The following is a 17,400-nucleotide window of genomic DNA, read 5'->3' on the forward strand; positions in this document are numbered from 1 at the left end:
GAGGATATATTTATGAAGGCATATCGCTTTCCGCTTATTTTATTATCTTCTATCCTAATTGGTGGTTTCATTGGTTATTTCATGGGTGCCGATGCCGTTGCTTTAAAGCCGCTTGGTGACATTTTCTTAAACTTAATGTTTACGATTGTTGTACCTTTAGTGTTCTTTAGCATCGCGTCATCTATTGCTAATATGGATGGATTAAAACGTTTCGGTAAAATTATGTCTAGTATGGCTGGAACTTTCTTATTTACAAGTATTTTAGCTGCTATTTTTATGATTATTGTCGTGAAAGTATTTCCGCCAGCACAAGGTGTTGTATTAGAACTAACGCAGCCCGATAAAGCTGAAAAAGCTGTTAGTGTTGCGGATCAAATTGTTGGTATTATAACAGTATCTGATTTCTCGAAGTTACTATCTCGTGAAAATATGTTAGCTCTTATTTTCTTCTCTATTTTAATGGGGGTTGCAACTTCAGCAGTTGGTGAAAAAGGAAAACCATTCGCTACATTCTTACAAGCTGGTGCAGAAATTTCAATGAAAGTTGTATCTTTCATTATGTACTACGCTCCAATCGGACTTGCTGCTTACTTCGCGGCATTAGTTGGTGAATTCGGACCACAACTTCTTGGAACTTATTTCCGAGCAGCAATGGTATACTATCCAGCTTCTCTAATTTACTTCTTTGTATTCTTCACGTTCTATGCATACCTTGCGGGTCGCAAGCAAGGTGTACAATTATTTTGGAAGAACATGGTCTCTCCTACAGTTACATCTCTTGCAACTTGTAGTAGTGCCGCAAGTATTCCAGCGAACTTAGAAGCAACGAAGAAAATGGGTATCTCTTCTGACGTTCGTGAAACAGTTGTCCTTCTTGGATCTACACTTCATAAAGACGGATCTGTTTTAGGTGGCGTATTAAAAATTGCTTTCTTATTCGGTATTTTCAACATGGAATTCGAAGGACCGAAAACATTAGCAATTGCACTTGTTGTCTCTCTATTAGTAGGAACAGTAATGGGCGCCATTCCAGGTGGTGGTATGATTGGTGAAATGTTAATCGTTTCTCTATACGGCTTCCCGCCAGAAGCATTGCCAATTATCGCAGCAATTAGTACAATCATTGATCCTCCTGCAACGATGTTAAACGTAACAGCAGATAACGCTTGTGCCGTAATGACAGCTCGCCTTGTAGAAGGTAAAAACTGGATCAAAAATAAATTTGCTTAATAAAATGGAAAGAGGATGCTCCAAACGAGCATCCTCTTTTTTGTTGTGATAAATATATCGAAATAATCCATTCCGCCACAAATTTGTTATAATCTTCACAAATATTCCACACCTATTATCCATTCTCCGTACTATAATCATGTATGGAAAAGGAGATGGACATAATGACTCAAAGCGCACCAGAATTTAAAATTTTGCAAAGCATTGCATTCCTTGCTGTCGTTTTGCAAAGTTCCTTATTATACACAATGCATCAAGGAAATGTCTTACTTGAGCAATCCCTCATTATGGGCATGCTATTCAACCTTGCAAAATTTTCAGCACCTGCATTCATATTTATCGTTGGCTTTCACTTAATTCGGCAATATACAAAGCAACTAGCCTATACAGAATATATTTATGAAAAAGCCGCACATTTACTCATTCCTTATTTCTTCTGGTCTATTCTTTACTTATTAACAACAAACGATATGATTACACTACAAAGCGGAATAAAAAGTTTATTACTCGGAACAGCCGCGCCCCATCTTTGGTACGTGATTATGATGTTCCAAATTCATTTATTGTTCCCTTTGCTTTGCACACTATTTTATTGGTTTCAAAAACGAACAGAAAATAAAAAAGACATATATAAATATATGACCATCTTTGCTTCTCTATATTTCCTCTTAATGTGGTATTCTTCTCACTACATTTTTAATGGAGAGAAATTGACTAGCTCAACCATTTTACATTATACAGATCGTTCCTTCTTCTTCTACTCATTCTATTTCGTCATGGGAGGAATCGCTGCTGTCGCACTAAAAACTTGGCGTTTATTTGTCATGAAACATATCCCGCTTATAACAATGTTATTTTTCGTCTTATTTCTATTCATCAATTATGAGTTATTTAGTTTTTACGGAGCAAACTCTATTCATTTAACCGTTTCGACTTATTTAAAACCGTCTATGTTTTTATATATTGTATGCGAAATTATCATACTTTACGTTCTGTCTATTACAATCGTACAGCGACGCGGTTTCTTGTATAAAGCTTTACGATTTATCGGGAATTACACATATGGTGCTTATTTAGCTCACTTTTTCTTCTTACAACTATGTACAAAATTTCTTTCTTTATTTACACTGCAAGAAAACACAATATTATATAGCCTATTATTATTTACAATAACGGCCACAATCTCGATTTCAGCAATGGTCATTTGCAGTACACTACCACTTCATACGTGGATTACAGGACCTTCCCCTACAACAAATGTGAAATGGGCGAAGGTTGTACTTCGGAAAAATCACGAAAAGGTATTCAAACCATATCTTTGATATAATAGAATTCCATACAAGAAAAGAAAGTAGGACACACCTATGATTAATCAAATTGGACAAATTATGTTATATGTAAATAATCAAGATGAAGCAGTACAATTTTGGACTGAGACAGTAGGATTCCAAATTATTGCGGAAGAAAATAACGGACAAGGATTTCGCTGGATTGAAATTGCACCAACGAAAGAAGCAGGCACAAGCATCGTCCTTCACGATAAAGCGTTAATTGCGAAGATGCAACCTGAATTAAACTTACATACGCCTTCACTTATGTTCTTCTCTAATAACTTAGATCAACTGTATAAAGATCTTTCTGAGAAAAATGTTACCGTTGGACAAGTTGTAGATTTACCTACAGGTAGAGCATTCAACTTTGCTGATAATGAAAACAATTACTTTGCGGTAATGGAAAAGAAATAAGAAAAAGCTATCCGGAAAAATCGGATAGCTTTTTTCATTTTAAGAAACTTGTTCCGCATTCGTTTCCCTATGTTGTATATGACTCGTGATCCAAGCAATTCCGCCGGCAACAACGAGATAGCATAACAATATTAAAATTTGCATTTGTAATTGTGACCAATCTCCTAAAGAGATAACATCTTGTAATCCTCTAAGAGAATGGGACATTGGGAGAAACTGTCCAATTTTGCTAAGAACAGCTATATTTAATTCTCCTGGGAAAGTCCCCCCGCTCGTCGCTAATTGCAGGACGAGAAGCGTTACTGCTAAGAACTTTCCAACGAGACCAAATACCGTTACTAGCATAAGAATAAATGTCATGAACGTAAAGGAAATAACGATACTTGATAAAACAAAGAGTGGCACACTTGCAACTTCTAATTTCATAACTCCTAGCACAGCCACATCCACAAGTAATGCTTGAATAAGTCCAATTAAATATACTAATCCTAGTTTATTAATAAAATGTACTGTTCCGCTTACCTTCATATTCTGTCTACGGCCAAGAGGTAAAATATTCGATGCCATAATTCCGCCAACATAAAATGCCAGTGATAAAAAGTATGGTGCAATGCCTGAACCGTAGTTAGGCACATCAGAAACTGTCGACTTCACTAACTGAACCGGCTCTGAGAACATCGTATTACGGGCATCATCATTGCGAACATCCGCTATCTTCTCTGCGCCCTCTCCTAATTCCGTAGAAAGTTCTTTCGCACCATCGTCAAGTTTAACAAGTCCGTTCGTTAACTGATCAGCCCCGTGATTCAGCTCTGTTCCGCCACTTGCAAGATGATTTACACCTTCTTGCAGGGATGTAAATCCATTTCCCCACTTCGTAAATCCATCTGCTACATTTGCTGCACCATCTGCTATCTTTTTCGTTCCTTCAGTAGCTTCATTTAACTTAACTCCGAATGTATTCATACCTTCTTCAATCTTATTCTGACCTTCAGCGAGCTTCTTCGCTCCTTGTGTCAATTGTTGTTGGCTATTATTTAAAGTGTTTACTGCTTTAGCTAATCCGTTAGAAGTAGCAATCATCTTTTGAAAAGCAGGATCTTGTTGCACTTCCGGATGACTTTTCACGTACTCTTCTAATTGTTGTTTTACACTATTTGCTGCATTGTCCGCTTTCACTTGCCCTTCAGCAAGTTTCTCACTTCCGTTCACCCATTCATTTGTACCAGCACTTAATTCACTAACCCCTGATTGTAAAGTTTTTTCACCTTGAGCTAATAACACCATACCACTATGAAGTGAGGTTGCCCCTTCACTCAGCTCATTTGCGCCGCCACTTAAGGCAGATTGGCTAGAAGCAAGTTTTTCACTTCCCTCTTTCACTTTTGATGCCCCGTCACTTAAACGATGAATACCATCTGCAAGCTGATTCGCCCCATTTTTTGCATCTGTCGTTCCTTCATGCAGCTTCTCAGCACCATTACTTGCATCACTCAATCCTTGTGCCAAATCTTGAAACTTTGAAAAGACACCTTCTGTATAAGATTTCGTAATACTATTTGAAATTTTTGTTTTCATATTTTCAACAGCTGTCGTTCCAATTTGAGCTGCTACAAAGTTTTTACCCGGATTTACTTTGTACTGAAGCTGCGCTGGCTCTGGTTTCTCATCCATAAGTGTACTTACCTTCTTAGAGAAATCCTCTGGAATCGTAACGACCATATAATACTTATCTTCTTTTAACCCTTCATCAGCATTTTTTTCTGACACGAAATGAAAAGCTAGTTCCTTATTCTCTTTTAAATTTTTGACAAAATCGTCTCCTGCATGAATTGTTTTTTCATCCATCGCAGCGCCCTTATCTAAATTCACAACCGCAACCGGTAATTTATCTAATCGTCCGTATGGATCCCAATATCCCGCTAAAAAGAATCCTGAATAAATTAAAGGAACGATTAACAAAAAAATTAAAGCGATACGTCCATGTTTATGGTGCCACATCGCTTTCCAATCTTTAAATATAAGTTGAATTCCCTTCATGAAACATACTCCTTCTCCTAATTTAACACCATTAGAATGGTTTAACAGATTTACTATACACGTCACTTTTCATACTGTATAATACATCTTTAATTATCAATTCATTCCTTCTGGTCTATAGAAAGGAGATTCAAAATGGAACTTCTTCAATTAAAATACTTTCAGACAGTTGCACGATTAGAGCATATGACAAAAGCTGCTGAAGAATTGCATATCGCGCAACCTTCGCTCAGCAAAACAATCGCTAGATTAGAAAAGGACTTAGGCGTCCCTTTATTTGATCGCCAAGGTCGACAGATTACATTAAACTCTTTTGGGAAAGTATTTTTAAAACGAGTAGAGCGTATTTTTCATGAATTAAGTGAAGGCGAACGAGAAATTAAAGACTTAGCTGAATTACAACAACGCTCTATTACACTGGCAGTTTCTATCCCGAGAATATTACCAGAACTACTCGGTTCTTTTTTACTAGAACATCCTAACGTTCGATTCCAACAGTTTCTCGCATCTACTCCTTCTATGAAACGACAACTAGATAATATAGAAATCGACTTTTGCATTTCTTCTGTGCCAATTGAAGGCGAGGAAATTATGTGGGAACCACTTATTACAGAAGAAATTTTCTTAGTCGTCCCTTCAGGTCATCGTTTATCAGGACGTGAAAGTATCTACCTGCATGAAGTAAAAGACGAACCGTTTATTAGTATGAACACTGGTTACGGATTTCGGCACTTAACGGATGAATTTTGTAAAGAAGCTGGCTTCACTCCACATATCGCTTTTGAAGTAGATGAACCAACCGTGATTAGCGACCTTATTAAGCAAGGTCTCGGCATCGCCTTTGTCCCAAGTTTAACTTTATTAAAAAACTCTACTTTAGCATTAAATAAGTTACGTATTATTGAACCCAATTGCGAGCGAACTATTGGATTAAGTTGGTCGAAGAAACGCTACTTATCAAAAACCGCTCAGCAATTCCGTAAATTCGTAATTGACTACTTCTCCAATATTAGAACGTAAAATTATATCGACTTAGTAAAAAATAAAAGGTGCCACCTTCAGAGGATAGCACCTTCTATTTCTTACTCTTCTCCAATTCCATTTCCGCTAAAAGCGGCAATACGTTATCGAAAATATGCGTATTATTATTTTCACCTGTTACGTATCCACCGTAATATCTACTAAATATATTGTGATTTCGGAATGTGGCCATATGATCATATAATTCCTTTGCAAACTTTGTATCACCTGTTTGTAGTACGTACAAGATCGTTAGTCCGTATGCGGCTGGTGATTCATAATTTACAGTTTGTTTTCCCGTTTCTAAATTGTAACGACCGTATAGCTTTCCATCCTCCTGGAACTTCTTCTTGATAAATTCCAAATAAGCAGCTGATGAAAGGCCACCTAAACTTCGATGATATGCAACGTATGATTGGTCAATAAGATTTACTTCTTTATCGTACGTAAATGTACCATCTTCTTTATACTCTTTTGGGAATGCCCAGCCATGCCTTGGATAATCCGCTAAAAATTGAACGACTTCCTGATATTGTTGTGCAGAAACTTTGCCGTACTTTTTCATATACGAGAATGCGTGTGGATTTAAGTATGATGTAGTTGCAAAATTATTTTGTTTCCTTGCATCTGCATCATAATAATCAACGTAATAATTATCTTTCTTATTATAACGAATTACAGCGTCACTCAATTGATCTGCCAAGTTTTTATAACGCTCTTCCTTGTACATTTCATAAGCACGATATAATTGTTCTATAATACGAAGATCATCTATAAGTGCATTTGTAGCTGACTGCATTTCTCCCTTTTCAGAGATTTTCCATATAACAATATGATCCTTATGTACAAAGCTATTTTGAATAACCTTAACTTGTTCATCGAATAACGCTTGATCGTCTTTATCCAATGTATATTGTAGCCATAGTCCTGCTGATTCCGATAAAGCTTCACGGCCTTTCGCTTCACCCGTACCTGCCTTTGTATCCGCTAAACGATATGTGGCAAGCGTCCCATTTTCATTCACCATATGTCTTAAAATAAAATGTTCTGTACGGTTTCCTTGTATAGCTGACCAAAATACAATGCCACCTAAAGCGATTAAGAGAATAACTCCAATCCCTATATATAAACGTTTCCGCAATCTTTTCACCTCCCTAATAAGGCTAGCCTTAATTTTACCAGAACATACGTAAAATTAAAAAAGACAATCTATTAGATTGTCTCCCGTGCCTCTATCCCTCACAAGCCTCTTTAGAAGGTCTATATAGCGATGCCACAAGTCGATCATATTCACGACGCGTAATCTCTTTATTATACAGCTTCAATAATAAATCTCTATGCTCTTTTGAAAATGCCATCTTTTTAATGACTTCAGGATACATAAAACATCCTCTCCATTTCACATAAACTTCTTCATCCCGAAAAACAGAACTTATGTTCGCATAAAAGATTATAAAATATTCCTTACTAAAAAACAAACAAAATATTATTAAAAATTAACTTCTTTCTATTTAGAATATTCAAACATTATATTGCCATATCCACTTTTTAAATACATATATATTTTTGGTAGTTTTTTTGAATAAATCTTCCAATTCAATCAGAAAATAATGGCAAAAAGAAGAGGAGTTTACATATGGATACGGTAACATTAGCAAGAGCATTTTTTGGTTCTTCATTAGCATTCCACATTATCTTTGCAACACTTGGTGTCGGACTTTCATTAATGATTTTTATAAGTGAAATACTCTATCACTGGAAGAAGGATTCCGATTACGCCATTATGGCGAAAAGATGGACGAAGGCTTTTGCCATCCTTCTCGGTGTAGCAATTCCAACTGGAACAATTGTTGGTGTGCAAATCTCACTTCTTTGGCCTGGTTTTGCCAAAATTGTTGGACAGGTTATTTCTGTTCCCTTTCAAATTGAGATTTTCGCCTTCTTTTTAGAGGCTTTGTTCATGTCTATTTATGTATATGCAGCGGACAAACTACCTCCATTCATGAGATTAATCTCTCTATTCTTCGTCATGATTGGTGCCACGGCATCTGCCGTGCTTATTACATCAGCAAATACATGGATGAATACACCCGCAGGCTTTTCAATGGGACCAGATGGATCAGTTTTTAACGTTGATCCATGGAAAGCTTTCTTTAATCCGAGTTTTGGCACAAGCGCATTCCATGTTGTGATTACAGCCTACGCAACTGGAGCTGCCGTCATTGCCTCTATCGCTGGATTTAAATTATTAAAGAAGAATTTAAGTGAACGTGAAGTAGCGTATCATAAAAAAGGACTACTGTTAGGACTCGTCGTGACATTTATTACAGGTGCTACGATGTGGCTTTCGGGACACGAATCGGCGATTGCCTTACATAAGCATTCCCCTGAAAAACTTGCATCTGCTGAAGCTTTATTTGAAACGACATCACATGCACCGTTATCAATTGGCGGAGTTGTAGATCCTAACACACTTGAACTAAACTATGCACTAGAAATTCCGAACATGCTTAGCCTATTAGTGGGACTCGACCCTAGCACCGTCGTAAAAGGACTAAAGGAATTCCCACAAGAAACATGGCCACCATTTTACACACATACACTATTCAACTTAATGGTCGGCACTGCTGCCTTTACTTTTGCAGTTGCAGCAATCGCCCTCTTATATTGGTACTTTGTTTACCGAAAAAAAGGTGCAGAATTACCGAAGTGGCTTCTTTGGGGAGCTGCCGCATGTGGACCAATTATGATGCTCGGTATTGAATTCGGATGGATTTTCAGCTGTAGTGGTCGTCAACCGTGGACCATTTATGGTATGCAACGGACAGTCGACGCTTCTACACGCGCTGATTTTGTCGGTCCTTTATTTATTCTATTCATCATTTTATATATTGGACTCGGCATTTTAACAGTTTTTGTACTACGGACATTCTTTAAGAAACATCCGCTTACAAATGATTTACATCACGAAGGAGGCGATTCTCGTGCATGAGGAAAGTATTGCAATCATCATCTTATGGGCTCTTATTTTCGTATATAGTATATTAGGGTCCATTGATTTTGGAGCAGGTTTTTGGGGCATGGTATACGCAAAACATCCAACGCTTGCTGCCAAGCTTGCCAATCGATACTTATCACCCACTTGGGAAGTAACAAATACATTTCTCGTCTTTGTCGTTGTTGCTTTTCTCGGTTTCTTTCCGAAAGCTGCTTTCACCCTTGCGACAGTGATGTTCGTGCCAGTTATGTTAATTTTAATACTCATTGCAATTCGCAGTACATTCATGGTATTTGCTTACTCTCTGCCAAAGTATCAATTCCTCCTTCGGGTTATTTCAGGTATTACTGGGCTCTTAATTCCAGCCTTATTAATTACCGTTTTACCCGTTACAGAGGGGGCTTATATTACAATGACTGAAGGAAAAGAAGTACTCCTGTATGGAAAACTTCTTTCTAGCCCAGTTATCTACTGCTATATGCTCTTTGGGCTAACTTCGGAACTATTTCTCTCCTCTCTCTTTCTCGCAGATTTTGCGAGAGAGCAAGGTTCAGAAGATTCGTATAGAGTTTATAGAAGAAACGCCATCATCCTCGGTCCTGCAACACTCGTTACGGCAATTATCGCCCTCGTTGTAATGGATCCGGAAACACACTGGCTTATGCAAGGACTCATAAAGCAATTCCCATGGTTTACAGTTTCTATCGTTTTATTCGTTATCGGATACTCTTCTCTTTGGTGGACAAACAAGAAGTATGGCACACTAGGATACCCTCGCATTGCCGTTTTAGCAGTCGTCGCTCAATATGCATTTGCAAGTTACGCTTACGGTGTCGCGCATTTACCTTATATTATTTATCCTGATGTAACTGTATTTACAAGTTTTACAACGCCAGAAACATTCTATGCATTGCTTATCCTATACGCAATTGGAATCGCAATTTTACTACCAGGATTTATTTTCTTCTGGAATTTATTCTTGAAGGATCGAACTTTTTTGAAGGAAAAATAATATATTCGGGGGAGTCTGTTCCAAAAGGCATTTTGGGATGGACTCCTTTTTTCATGTTTTGTCGATAAGTTGATATATTTCAAAAATCACTGATGAAAATTTCATTTACTATCTTACTGCCCCCAACAATTTATAGACTCCTCTCACAATAGTTATTTCACTATTCGTGACACTTGTCCTTTAGCTTGAAAAACACATATTGGCTTTATTCCATTATATGTCTAGTTCTTCTTATTTTTTGCTGAATATACTATCAATACAAACTTGAGACAAGCTACATTTGTTCAAGGGAAAATAGAAAGGTAGGCAAAATATGAGCATTGAAATATGGATTACTATTATTGTATTCTTCTTAACAATGATTGTTGTCTTTTGGCGGCCTCGTGGCTTAAATGAGGCGTGGCCAGCAGCAATTGGTGCTGGCATTATCCTGATTACTGGACTTGTATCAAAGCCAGACGTCATGGACATTATCAGTAAAATTGGCGGTGCCTCCATAACAATATTAGCGACCATCGTTATGGCGGTTATATTAGAAAGCTTCGGCTTCTTCCACTGGTCCGCAGCAAAACTTGCAAACTTAGCAAAAGGCTCCGGTCGCCGTTTATACTGGTATATTCAATTATTATGTTTTCTTATGACTCTTTTATTTAATAACGACGGTAGTATTTTAATTACAACTCCAATCCTAATTTTACTACTGAGAAACCTTAAATTAAAACCTCATCAACAAATCCCTTATTTATTAAGTGGTGCTTTAATCGCCACTGCCTCTAGTGCCCCCATTGGTGTAAGTAATATCGTAAACTTAATCGCATTAAATATTGTGAATATGACTCTTTATATGCATACTGCTATGATGTTTGTACCTGCAACATTAGGATTATTATTTATGTCATGGCTTATGTACACAGTTTTAAAGAAAAAACTACCAGAGAAATTACCTGTTTCTTCATATGATATCGAAGAAATGTTCTTCACGAAAAACTTCCATCCGTTAAAAGGAAAAAATTCTGTTGATACGAAACAAAAACGGACAAAATTCATGCTAAAAGTATTAGGTTTCGTCTTCCTTATGCGCTGTCTACTTTTCGTTGCATCCTTCTTATCCATCCCAATCGAAATTGTTGCCGTACTCGGTTCACTCGTTCTTCTCATCTGGAGATGGTACTACTTACGAACAAACCCTGTCGACATTTTAAAAAAGACACCGTGGCACATTTTAATTTTCGCATTCTCTATGTATGTAATTATTTACGGGCTTCACAACGCAGGGTTAACAACGGTGCTTGTAAATTGGCTTGAACCAGTTGTAAGTCAACATCTACTCTATGCTAGCTTTGCAATGGGAGGACTCGTTTCTCTCCTCTCTAACGTCTTCAATAACCATCCTGCACTTATGATTGGTACAATCACATTAACAGAAATGGGACTAGACCCAGTCACATTAAAAACTATCTACCTGGCAAACATTATTGGTAGTGACATCGGTTCACTATTATTACCAATCGGTACGTTAGCTTCCCTCATTTGGATGTATATCCTGAAACAAAACAAAATTAAAGTAAAATGGAAAGACTATTTAAGTGTATCCCTTATCGTTATTCCTCTCACAACAGTCGTCACATTATTCCTCTTATACTACTGGGTACACCTTTTCTTCGCCTTATAAAGTGAAACTTTAATCAGTGGGGGTTTTCTTCATCCCCCACTGATTATTAGTTGAACCAATCGGACTTTTATGGGCAGTTGATCCCCCACCTAACTTCTTTGCTTTCGCTGAATTTTGAGTTGGGGGTCTTACTGCCCATTAAAGCGGGATAAACAACAGAAGCCCCCTTTGCTACCGTCTTAGCAAAGGGGGCTTCTTCTATATTTAAGTTAGGTACTACAGTGTGATCAATCAAGTAAAGAGGTGTAACGTATTATTGGTATAAATGACTACCAGTGTCTTTAAATTCTTTCGCTTTCTCTTTCATCCCTTTTTCAATTGCTTCTGTCGTTTCTAAATCATTGTCTTTTGCATATTCACGAATATCATGTGAAATTCTCATACTACAAAACTTCGGTCCACACATTGAACAGAAATGAGCCGTTTTCGCGCCTTCTGCTGGCAATGTTTCATCGTGATATTCCATCGCACGTTCAGGGTCTAAAGATAAATTAAATTGATCGCGCCAACGGAATTCAAAGCGAGCTTTTGAAAGTGCATCATCACGCTGATGAGCCGTTTTGTGCCCTTTCGCAAGATCAGCTGCATGTGCAGCGATTTTGTACGTAATAACCCCCGTGCGAACATCATCTTTATTCGGTAAACCTAAATGTTCTTTCGGCGTTACATAACAAAGCATCGCCGTTCCAAACCAGCCAATCATCGCCGCTCCAATTGCCGATGTAATATGGTCATAACCTGGTGCAATATCTGTCGTTAACGGCCCAAGTGTATAGAACGGCGCGCCCTGACAAATATCAAGCTCTTTCTCCATATTCTCTTTAATTAAATGCATCGGTACATGCCCAGGCCCTTCAATCATCACTTGCACATCATGTTTCCAAGCAATCTTCGTTAATTCACCAAGTGTTTCAAGCTCAGAAAACTGTGCTTCGTCATTTGCATCTGCAATCGAACCTGGACGTAATCCATCTCCAAGAGAGAACGAAACGTCGTACTGCTTCATAATTTCACATATCTCTTCAAAATGAGTGTATAAGAAGTTTTCTTTATGATGGAATAAACACCACTGTGCCATAATTGAACCACCACGTGAAACGATACCTGTCGTACGCTTTGCAGTAATCGGAATGTAACGAAGTAATACGCCCGCGTGAATCGTAAAGTAATCAACACCTTGCTCAGCTTGCTCAATTAACGTATCACGATACACTTCCCACGTTAAATCTTCTGCAATTCCGTTTACCTTTTCAAGCGCTTGATAGATCGGTACAGTCCCAACTGGTACAGGCGCGTTACGAATAATCCACTCACGCGTCGTATGAATATTTTTACCTGTAGATAAATCCATAATCGTATCCGCACCCCAACGCGTTGCCCACGTCATCTTCTCTACTTCTTCTGCAATTGAAGAAGATACAGCAGAGTTTCCGATATTTGCATTGACCTTCACGTGAAAGTTACGGCCGATAATCATCGGTTCTGCTTCCGGATGGTTAATATTCGCTGGTAAAATGGCACGACCTTCCGCGATTTCCTTACGAACAAACTCAGGCTCTACTCCTTCACGAATCGCAACATATTCCATCTCAGACGTAATGATACCATTACGTGCATAATGCATTTGCGTAACATTTGCACCATGCTTTGCTCTAAGCGGCTGACGATCCATTTGCGGGAAAACAGGCGTATGTTTCAAAGCCACTTTCACACCGTCATCCTCTGGTTTTACTTCGCGCCCTTCGTATGCTTCTACATCTCCGCGCTCCAGGATCCAAGAGTGGCGCGGCGCCTGCAGCCCCTTTTCCAGTTCCACTTTATAAGCAGGATCTGTATAAGGACCGCTCGTATCATATACACGAATTGGCGAATTCGGAATACCGTTCGTTTCGCTTTGTTCAATCTCGCGCATCGGCACTTTCATACCCGCGCGTGGTCCATCCACATACACTTTCTTACTTCCTGGTAAACTCGATTTCAATTCAATTTTCTCAGCTGAAACAGACTGTTTCATAACCTTTGTTGCCCCCCTGTACGTGACAAGGACGAGATATGGCCAGCGTATGCCAAAATAAAAAGAGCCAGGTCCATAAAAAAATAAGGACCTGGCTCATAAAGACATCATTATGTAAAGCCGTTAACTTCCCTACGCTGGTACGAGCCAGATCAGGTCCAAAGGGTTAAGAAGTTCACACGCTTCTCTCTCAGCCTACGCATACGTTAGGCACCCCTAGTTTATCACTGATTTAATTTTCAATACTTTCCCATCATACACGATAATCTGAAAAATGCAAAGTTTATTTCTTTTGTTGTTTATGGAATCATCCACGTTAAATAATATGCCTGTACATACGTCATAATACCAACAATAATTACGAAGAATAAACTATGCTTCACTGTAAAGCGGAATAAATCTGATTCTTTTCCAGCAAGTCCAACTGCCGCACAAGCAATCGCAATTGATTGCGGAGAAATCATTTTTCCTGTTACACCGCCCGTTGTATTTGCTGCAACGAGAAGTACTTCAGATACACCGACTTGCTGCGCTGTAATCGCTTGTAAATTCGAGAACAGTGCATTTGCTGACGTATCGGATCCTGTTAAAAATACACCGATCCAGCCTAGGAATGGTGAGAAGAACGGGAATAGTCCTCCAGTGCCTGCAAGTGCTAATGCTAATGTAGAAGATAGACCAGAATAGTTTGCGATAAACGCGAATCCTAATACGAATCCGATAGACAGAATTGGCATCTTAAGCTCATGTAACGTTTCTTTAAATGTTACTACTGCATCTTTTGCACTCATTTTCAAAATAAAGATAGAAATGATACAAGCAATTAAAATGGCTGTTCCCGTCGCTGATAAAATATCTAATTTCAAGATTGCTTCATAAGGCGTCGGTATATTTACAATTGGCTCTGCTTTCATTACTAAATTGTGTAAGCCTGGAACTTCAAACTTAAACACAAGGCTTTCCAAAGCACCACCTGAAGCAAATAACGCTTTAAAGAAACTTTGGCTCCAAATGACTACCATCACAGTTAAAATAATGAATGGAGACCATGCTTTTACTACTTTTCCTACCGTTAGTTTCGGCATAGATATCGCCGTTGCTGCTACTTCACTATTTGCTTCTTTAGACTGATAGATTTCTTTCGGCTGCCAAACTTTTAAGAATAGCGATAAACTCACTAAACTTACAAGTGCTGACGTAATATCCGGAAGTTCTGGCCCTAAGAACGTCGCTGTAATGAATTGCGTAATTGCAAATGAGCTACCGGCTACAAATAGAGCTGGCCATGTTTGTCTTACTCCTTTAAATCCATCCATTAAAAATACGATAAAGAACGGAACAAATAATGATAGAAACGGTAATTGATGTCCAGCCATTTGTCCAATTTTATGTGGATCAATACCTGTTACTTGTCCAGCAACTGTAATCGGAATTCCCATCGCTCCGAACGCTACTGGTGCCGTATTTGCGATTAAACAAAGACCCGCTGCATATAAAGGATTTAACCCAAGACCTGCAAGAAGCGCTGCGGTAATCGCTACTGGTGCACCAAATCCTGCTGCCCCTTCCAAAAATGCTCCAAATGAAAAACCGATTAAAATAACGAGTAAACGATGGTCATTTGTAATTGATAATACAGATGCACGAATCACATCGAATTGACCTGTTTTCACAGATATTTTATATAAAAATACCGACATAATGATAATCCAAGCAATTGGCCATAGTCCGTATAAGAAACCATATCCCGTCGCTGCCATCGCCATCGTGAACGGCATCTTATAAGCGAATAACGCCACTAAAATTGTAAGTACAACTGTAATAAATCCTGCCACATACCCCTTCATGCGGAAAACTGCTAAAGCTAAGAAAAAAAAGATAATCGGAATAAGTGCGACCGCTGCCGAAATCCAAATGTTTCCGAACGGATCATAAACTTGTGTCCATGTGTTCATTGTTCTCTCCCCCTAAAGAATCCCCTTTTAAATAGAATAACCTCATCAATAGACTATCAGGTCATCATATCTTTAAACCTAAAATAAAAAAACGCCCAAGAAAACGTTTTCATTAATTCTATCACAACAATTTTCATTTAAAAAGATTTTTTTGAAAATTTTATTATTTCACTAGAAAATCTTACAAAATCGTCACGTTCTTGTAATGTTCATCGATAGTAAGCTTGCCAAAACTATTGCATAATAATAGTATAGCAACGGACATTATTTATGAGGTGATATATATGAACGGAAACAAAATATTAGCAGCTTTATCTTACTTTAGTGTATTATTTGCCCCTATCTTATTCCCTATTATTGTGTGGATTGTAGGCGATGCTGAAACAAAACCACATGCAAAACGTGCTCTATGGACACACATTATTCCAAGTATCGCTACATTCATTGGCGTAACTATTTTAGGAATTATGGGTATCGGATCGGATCAACCAGACGTAACACTTGGAATTGGAGCAATAATTGTCTTATGTATTTGCGGCATTATTAGCTTATACTACTTCATTTGGAACATCGTAAAAGGTATTAAAGTGCTGAAAGCTTAAGTTTAAACAAACGTTTGATTAAAACAGCACGCATCATAATAAATGAAATTTTATCGGCGATACGACAATCTTTTAATAAGAAAAAAACCGTCCCAAAATACCTTTTGGGACGGTTTTTTTATCTTCTGCGTTTCTTCTTTTTTCTCATCATTTTTTTGCGGCGCGTATTCACTTTATCCGCTATAATGTGAAGCGTGCTTGCCACAACAATTCCCATTAAGAACGTTACAATTTCAACCTCATGTTCCTTCGCAATTTCTATTAAATTCCCATCAAGCGCGATTACATTTAATAGGAATAAAAACGGAGAAAACACAATTAACATGTATGCAATACGAATCACATCACCAAGTATAATTGTATGTGTAAAGAAGGAGCGATGCGGCATGACCTTCTTATACGGATACCAAAATATACGTAGGAATCCCCATTTATTATACGCATTACTATATGTATCTAAATCCGGCGTTAAAAATGAAGTACCTACTAAAAAGCCAATTGCAAAAGTTAATAAAAAATCCAAGTTTGTTAATCCATACGAAAAGAGCATAAACAAAACAACCGGAAGGGATATTAAGTTTATTTTCGTATGCGTTCTTCCTGATGGCATAATGCACTTCCTCGCTTACGTTCGCCCTGTCACCATATGACAGTTCTCACCTATTGATCTAATTTCTGATCGATAAAGGATGTGTCTATATCCGAACCAAACCATTCTGCCAACTTCACTCGTGCCTTATCTTTCACCTCTTCATTGACGTATAACGACGTTTGTAATAGAGCAGCCATTAACGCCCCTAAATCATCTGTATAACCAACTCCAGCAATAAAATCTGGGATGGCATCAATTGGTGCAATAAAATAAGCAAGTGCTCCAATCACAATAATTTTCACTCGCTTTGGAACATCAGGTCTTTGCAAAACGTAAAACAATAATAAACTTGCATAAATAACCGACTGTCCTGCTTGCTTTGCAACATGTTTTGCTTTCTTCCAAAACGCTTCAACTGAAAATTTTTGTTCCATGTAAAAGCCTCCCTATTTTTTAAAAGAAATAAGCTACAATATGTTATCAGTAAAAGTTCATCAAAATTACACATAATCTATCAATG

At 38.0% G+C, this 17,400-nt stretch carries 15 protein-coding genes and 1 riboswitch; of the genes, 8 read left to right on the forward strand and 7 right to left on the reverse strand.

What is annotated here, in order from left to right; translation table 11 throughout:
• Positions 1–12 precede the first annotated feature (12 nt).
• From NHG49_RS26335 to NHG49_RS26345, 3 genes are all read left to right on the forward strand, one after another.
• The gene (locus NHG49_RS26335) at positions 13–1,230 is read left to right on the forward strand and encodes a dicarboxylate/amino acid:cation symporter (protein ID WP_000649365.1); all 1,218 of its coding nucleotides are present in this window, start codon (positions 13–15) and stop codon (positions 1,228–1,230) included.
• A gap of 164 nt (positions 1,231–1,394) precedes the next feature.
• A complete protein-coding gene (locus NHG49_RS26340; protein WP_258126704.1) occupies positions 1,395–2,552 on the forward strand; it encodes an acyltransferase in 1,158 nt (385 codons plus the stop codon).
• A gap of 42 nt (positions 2,553–2,594) precedes the next feature.
• Positions 2,595–2,975 carry a VOC family protein gene (locus tag NHG49_RS26345; RefSeq protein WP_258126705.1) on the forward strand — a complete coding sequence of 127 codons (381 nt, stop codon included), beginning with the start codon at positions 2,595–2,597 and terminating at the stop codon, positions 2,973–2,975.
• Positions 2,976–3,014: 39 nt separating this feature from the next.
• Here the strand turns inward: NHG49_RS26345 and NHG49_RS26350 are convergent, their stop codons facing one another.
• Entirely contained in the window at positions 3,015–5,015 is a 2,001-nt protein-coding gene (locus NHG49_RS26350) for a YhgE/Pip domain-containing protein (protein ID WP_258126706.1), read from the reverse strand.
• Positions 5,016–5,150: 135 nt separating this feature from the next.
• On the opposite strand from NHG49_RS26350, the gene NHG49_RS26355 reads away from it, so the two are divergent.
• On the forward strand, positions 5,151–6,035 hold the full coding sequence (locus NHG49_RS26355) for a LysR family transcriptional regulator (protein WP_000421920.1): 885 nt from the start codon (positions 5,151–5,153) through the stop codon (positions 6,033–6,035).
• A gap of 55 nt (positions 6,036–6,090) precedes the next feature.
• Here NHG49_RS26355 and NHG49_RS26360 read toward each other — a convergent pair whose 3' ends face one another.
• Entirely contained in the window at positions 6,091–7,176 is a 1,086-nt protein-coding gene (locus NHG49_RS26360; RefSeq protein WP_258126708.1) for a transcriptional regulator, read from the reverse strand.
• Between the two features lie 91 nt (positions 7,177–7,267).
• The gene (locus tag NHG49_RS26365) at positions 7,268–7,417 is read right to left on the reverse strand and encodes a hypothetical protein (protein WP_000283173.1); all 150 of its coding nucleotides are present in this window, start codon (positions 7,415–7,417) and stop codon (positions 7,268–7,270) included.
• A 254-nt stretch (positions 7,418–7,671) separates the two neighbouring features.
• Between NHG49_RS26365 and cydA the strand changes: the two genes are divergently transcribed.
• The 3 genes from cydA (at position 7,672) to NHG49_RS26380 (ending at position 11,717) form a co-directional block, all read left to right on the forward strand.
• Positions 7,672–9,027, forward strand: coding sequence for a cytochrome ubiquinol oxidase subunit I (cydA, locus tag NHG49_RS26370; RefSeq protein WP_064476174.1), 1,356 nt, complete (start codon positions 7,672–7,674; stop codon positions 9,025–9,027).
• Positions 9,020–10,045 (forward strand): cytochrome d ubiquinol oxidase subunit II, encoded by a 1,026-nt coding sequence (locus tag NHG49_RS26375; protein WP_064476173.1) that lies wholly within the window; start codon positions 9,020–9,022, stop codon positions 10,043–10,045. Before cydA ends, NHG49_RS26375 begins: the two co-directional genes overlap by 8 nt.
• Before the next feature lie 313 nt (positions 10,046–10,358).
• Entirely contained in the window at positions 10,359–11,717 is a 1,359-nt protein-coding gene (locus NHG49_RS26380) for an arsenic transporter (RefSeq protein ID WP_048560350.1), read from the forward strand.
• Positions 11,718–11,970: 253 nt separating this feature from the next.
• Here NHG49_RS26380 and thiC read toward each other — a convergent pair whose 3' ends face one another.
• The gene (gene thiC, locus NHG49_RS26385; RefSeq protein WP_258126710.1) at positions 11,971–13,731 is read right to left on the reverse strand and encodes a phosphomethylpyrimidine synthase ThiC; all 1,761 of its coding nucleotides are present in this window, start codon (positions 13,729–13,731) and stop codon (positions 11,971–11,973) included.
• Between the two features lie 112 nt (positions 13,732–13,843).
• A riboswitch (TPP riboswitch) is annotated at positions 13,844–13,959 on the reverse strand.
• A 71-nt stretch (positions 13,960–14,030) separates the two neighbouring features.
• Positions 14,031–15,686, reverse strand: coding sequence for an L-lactate permease (gene lldP / locus NHG49_RS26390; RefSeq protein WP_258126712.1), 1,656 nt, complete (start codon positions 15,684–15,686; stop codon positions 14,031–14,033).
• 284 nt (positions 15,687–15,970) lie between these two features.
• Here lldP and NHG49_RS26395 point away from each other — a divergent pair, with 284 nt between their 5' ends.
• On the forward strand, positions 15,971–16,288 hold the full coding sequence (locus NHG49_RS26395; RefSeq protein WP_064476170.1) for a magnetosome magnetite crystal formation protein family: 318 nt from the start codon (positions 15,971–15,973) through the stop codon (positions 16,286–16,288).
• A gap of 118 nt (positions 16,289–16,406) precedes the next feature.
• Here the strand turns inward: NHG49_RS26395 and NHG49_RS26400 are convergent, their stop codons facing one another.
• Both NHG49_RS26400 and NHG49_RS26405 read right to left on the reverse strand, forming a co-directional pair.
• Complete coding sequence (locus NHG49_RS26400; protein WP_064476169.1) at positions 16,407–16,898, reverse strand: metal-binding protein; 492 nt, start codon at positions 16,896–16,898, stop codon at positions 16,407–16,409.
• Positions 16,899–16,948: 50 nt separating this feature from the next.
• Positions 16,949–17,314, reverse strand: coding sequence for a YkvA family protein (locus NHG49_RS26405; protein ID WP_064476168.1), 366 nt, complete (start codon positions 17,312–17,314; stop codon positions 16,949–16,951).
• Positions 17,315–17,400 lie beyond the last annotated feature (86 nt).

The organism is Bacillus sp. IBL03825, from assembly GCF_024712505.1.
Lineage (GTDB): Bacteria > Bacillota > Bacilli > Bacillales > Bacillaceae_G > Bacillus_A > Bacillus_A wiedmannii.

Bases quoted from the DNA above. Each gene is read 5' to 3' on its own strand.
- NHG49_RS26335 (WP_000649365.1), top strand. From the start codon at position 13: ATGAAGGCATATCGCTTTCCGCTTATTTTATTATCTTCTATCCTAATT.
- NHG49_RS26405 (WP_064476168.1), bottom strand. From the start codon at position 17,314: ATGGAACAAAAATTTTCAGTTGAAGCGTTTTGGAAGAAAGCAAAACAT.
- lldP (WP_258126712.1), bottom strand. From the start codon at position 15,686: ATGAACACATGGACACAAGTTTATGATCCGTTCGGAAACATTTGGATT.
- NHG49_RS26350 (WP_258126706.1), bottom strand. From the start codon at position 5,015: ATGAAGGGAATTCAACTTATATTTAAAGATTGGAAAGCGATGTGGCAC.
- thiC (WP_258126710.1), bottom strand. From the start codon at position 13,731: ATGAAACAGTCTGTTTCAGCTGAGAAAATTGAATTGAAATCGAGTTTA.
- NHG49_RS26400 (WP_064476169.1), bottom strand. From the start codon at position 16,898: ATGCCATCAGGAAGAACGCATACGAAAATAAACTTAATATCCCTTCCG.
- NHG49_RS26395 (WP_064476170.1), top strand. From the start codon at position 15,971: ATGAACGGAAACAAAATATTAGCAGCTTTATCTTACTTTAGTGTATTA.
- NHG49_RS26355 (WP_000421920.1), top strand. From the start codon at position 5,151: ATGGAACTTCTTCAATTAAAATACTTTCAGACAGTTGCACGATTAGAG.
- NHG49_RS26345 (WP_258126705.1), top strand. From the start codon at position 2,595: ATGATTAATCAAATTGGACAAATTATGTTATATGTAAATAATCAAGAT.
- cydA (WP_064476174.1), top strand. From the start codon at position 7,672: ATGGATACGGTAACATTAGCAAGAGCATTTTTTGGTTCTTCATTAGCA.
- NHG49_RS26380 (WP_048560350.1), top strand. From the start codon at position 10,359: ATGAGCATTGAAATATGGATTACTATTATTGTATTCTTCTTAACAATG.
- NHG49_RS26365 (WP_000283173.1), bottom strand. From the start codon at position 7,417: ATGTATCCTGAAGTCATTAAAAAGATGGCATTTTCAAAAGAGCATAGA.
- NHG49_RS26340 (WP_258126704.1), top strand. From the start codon at position 1,395: ATGACTCAAAGCGCACCAGAATTTAAAATTTTGCAAAGCATTGCATTC.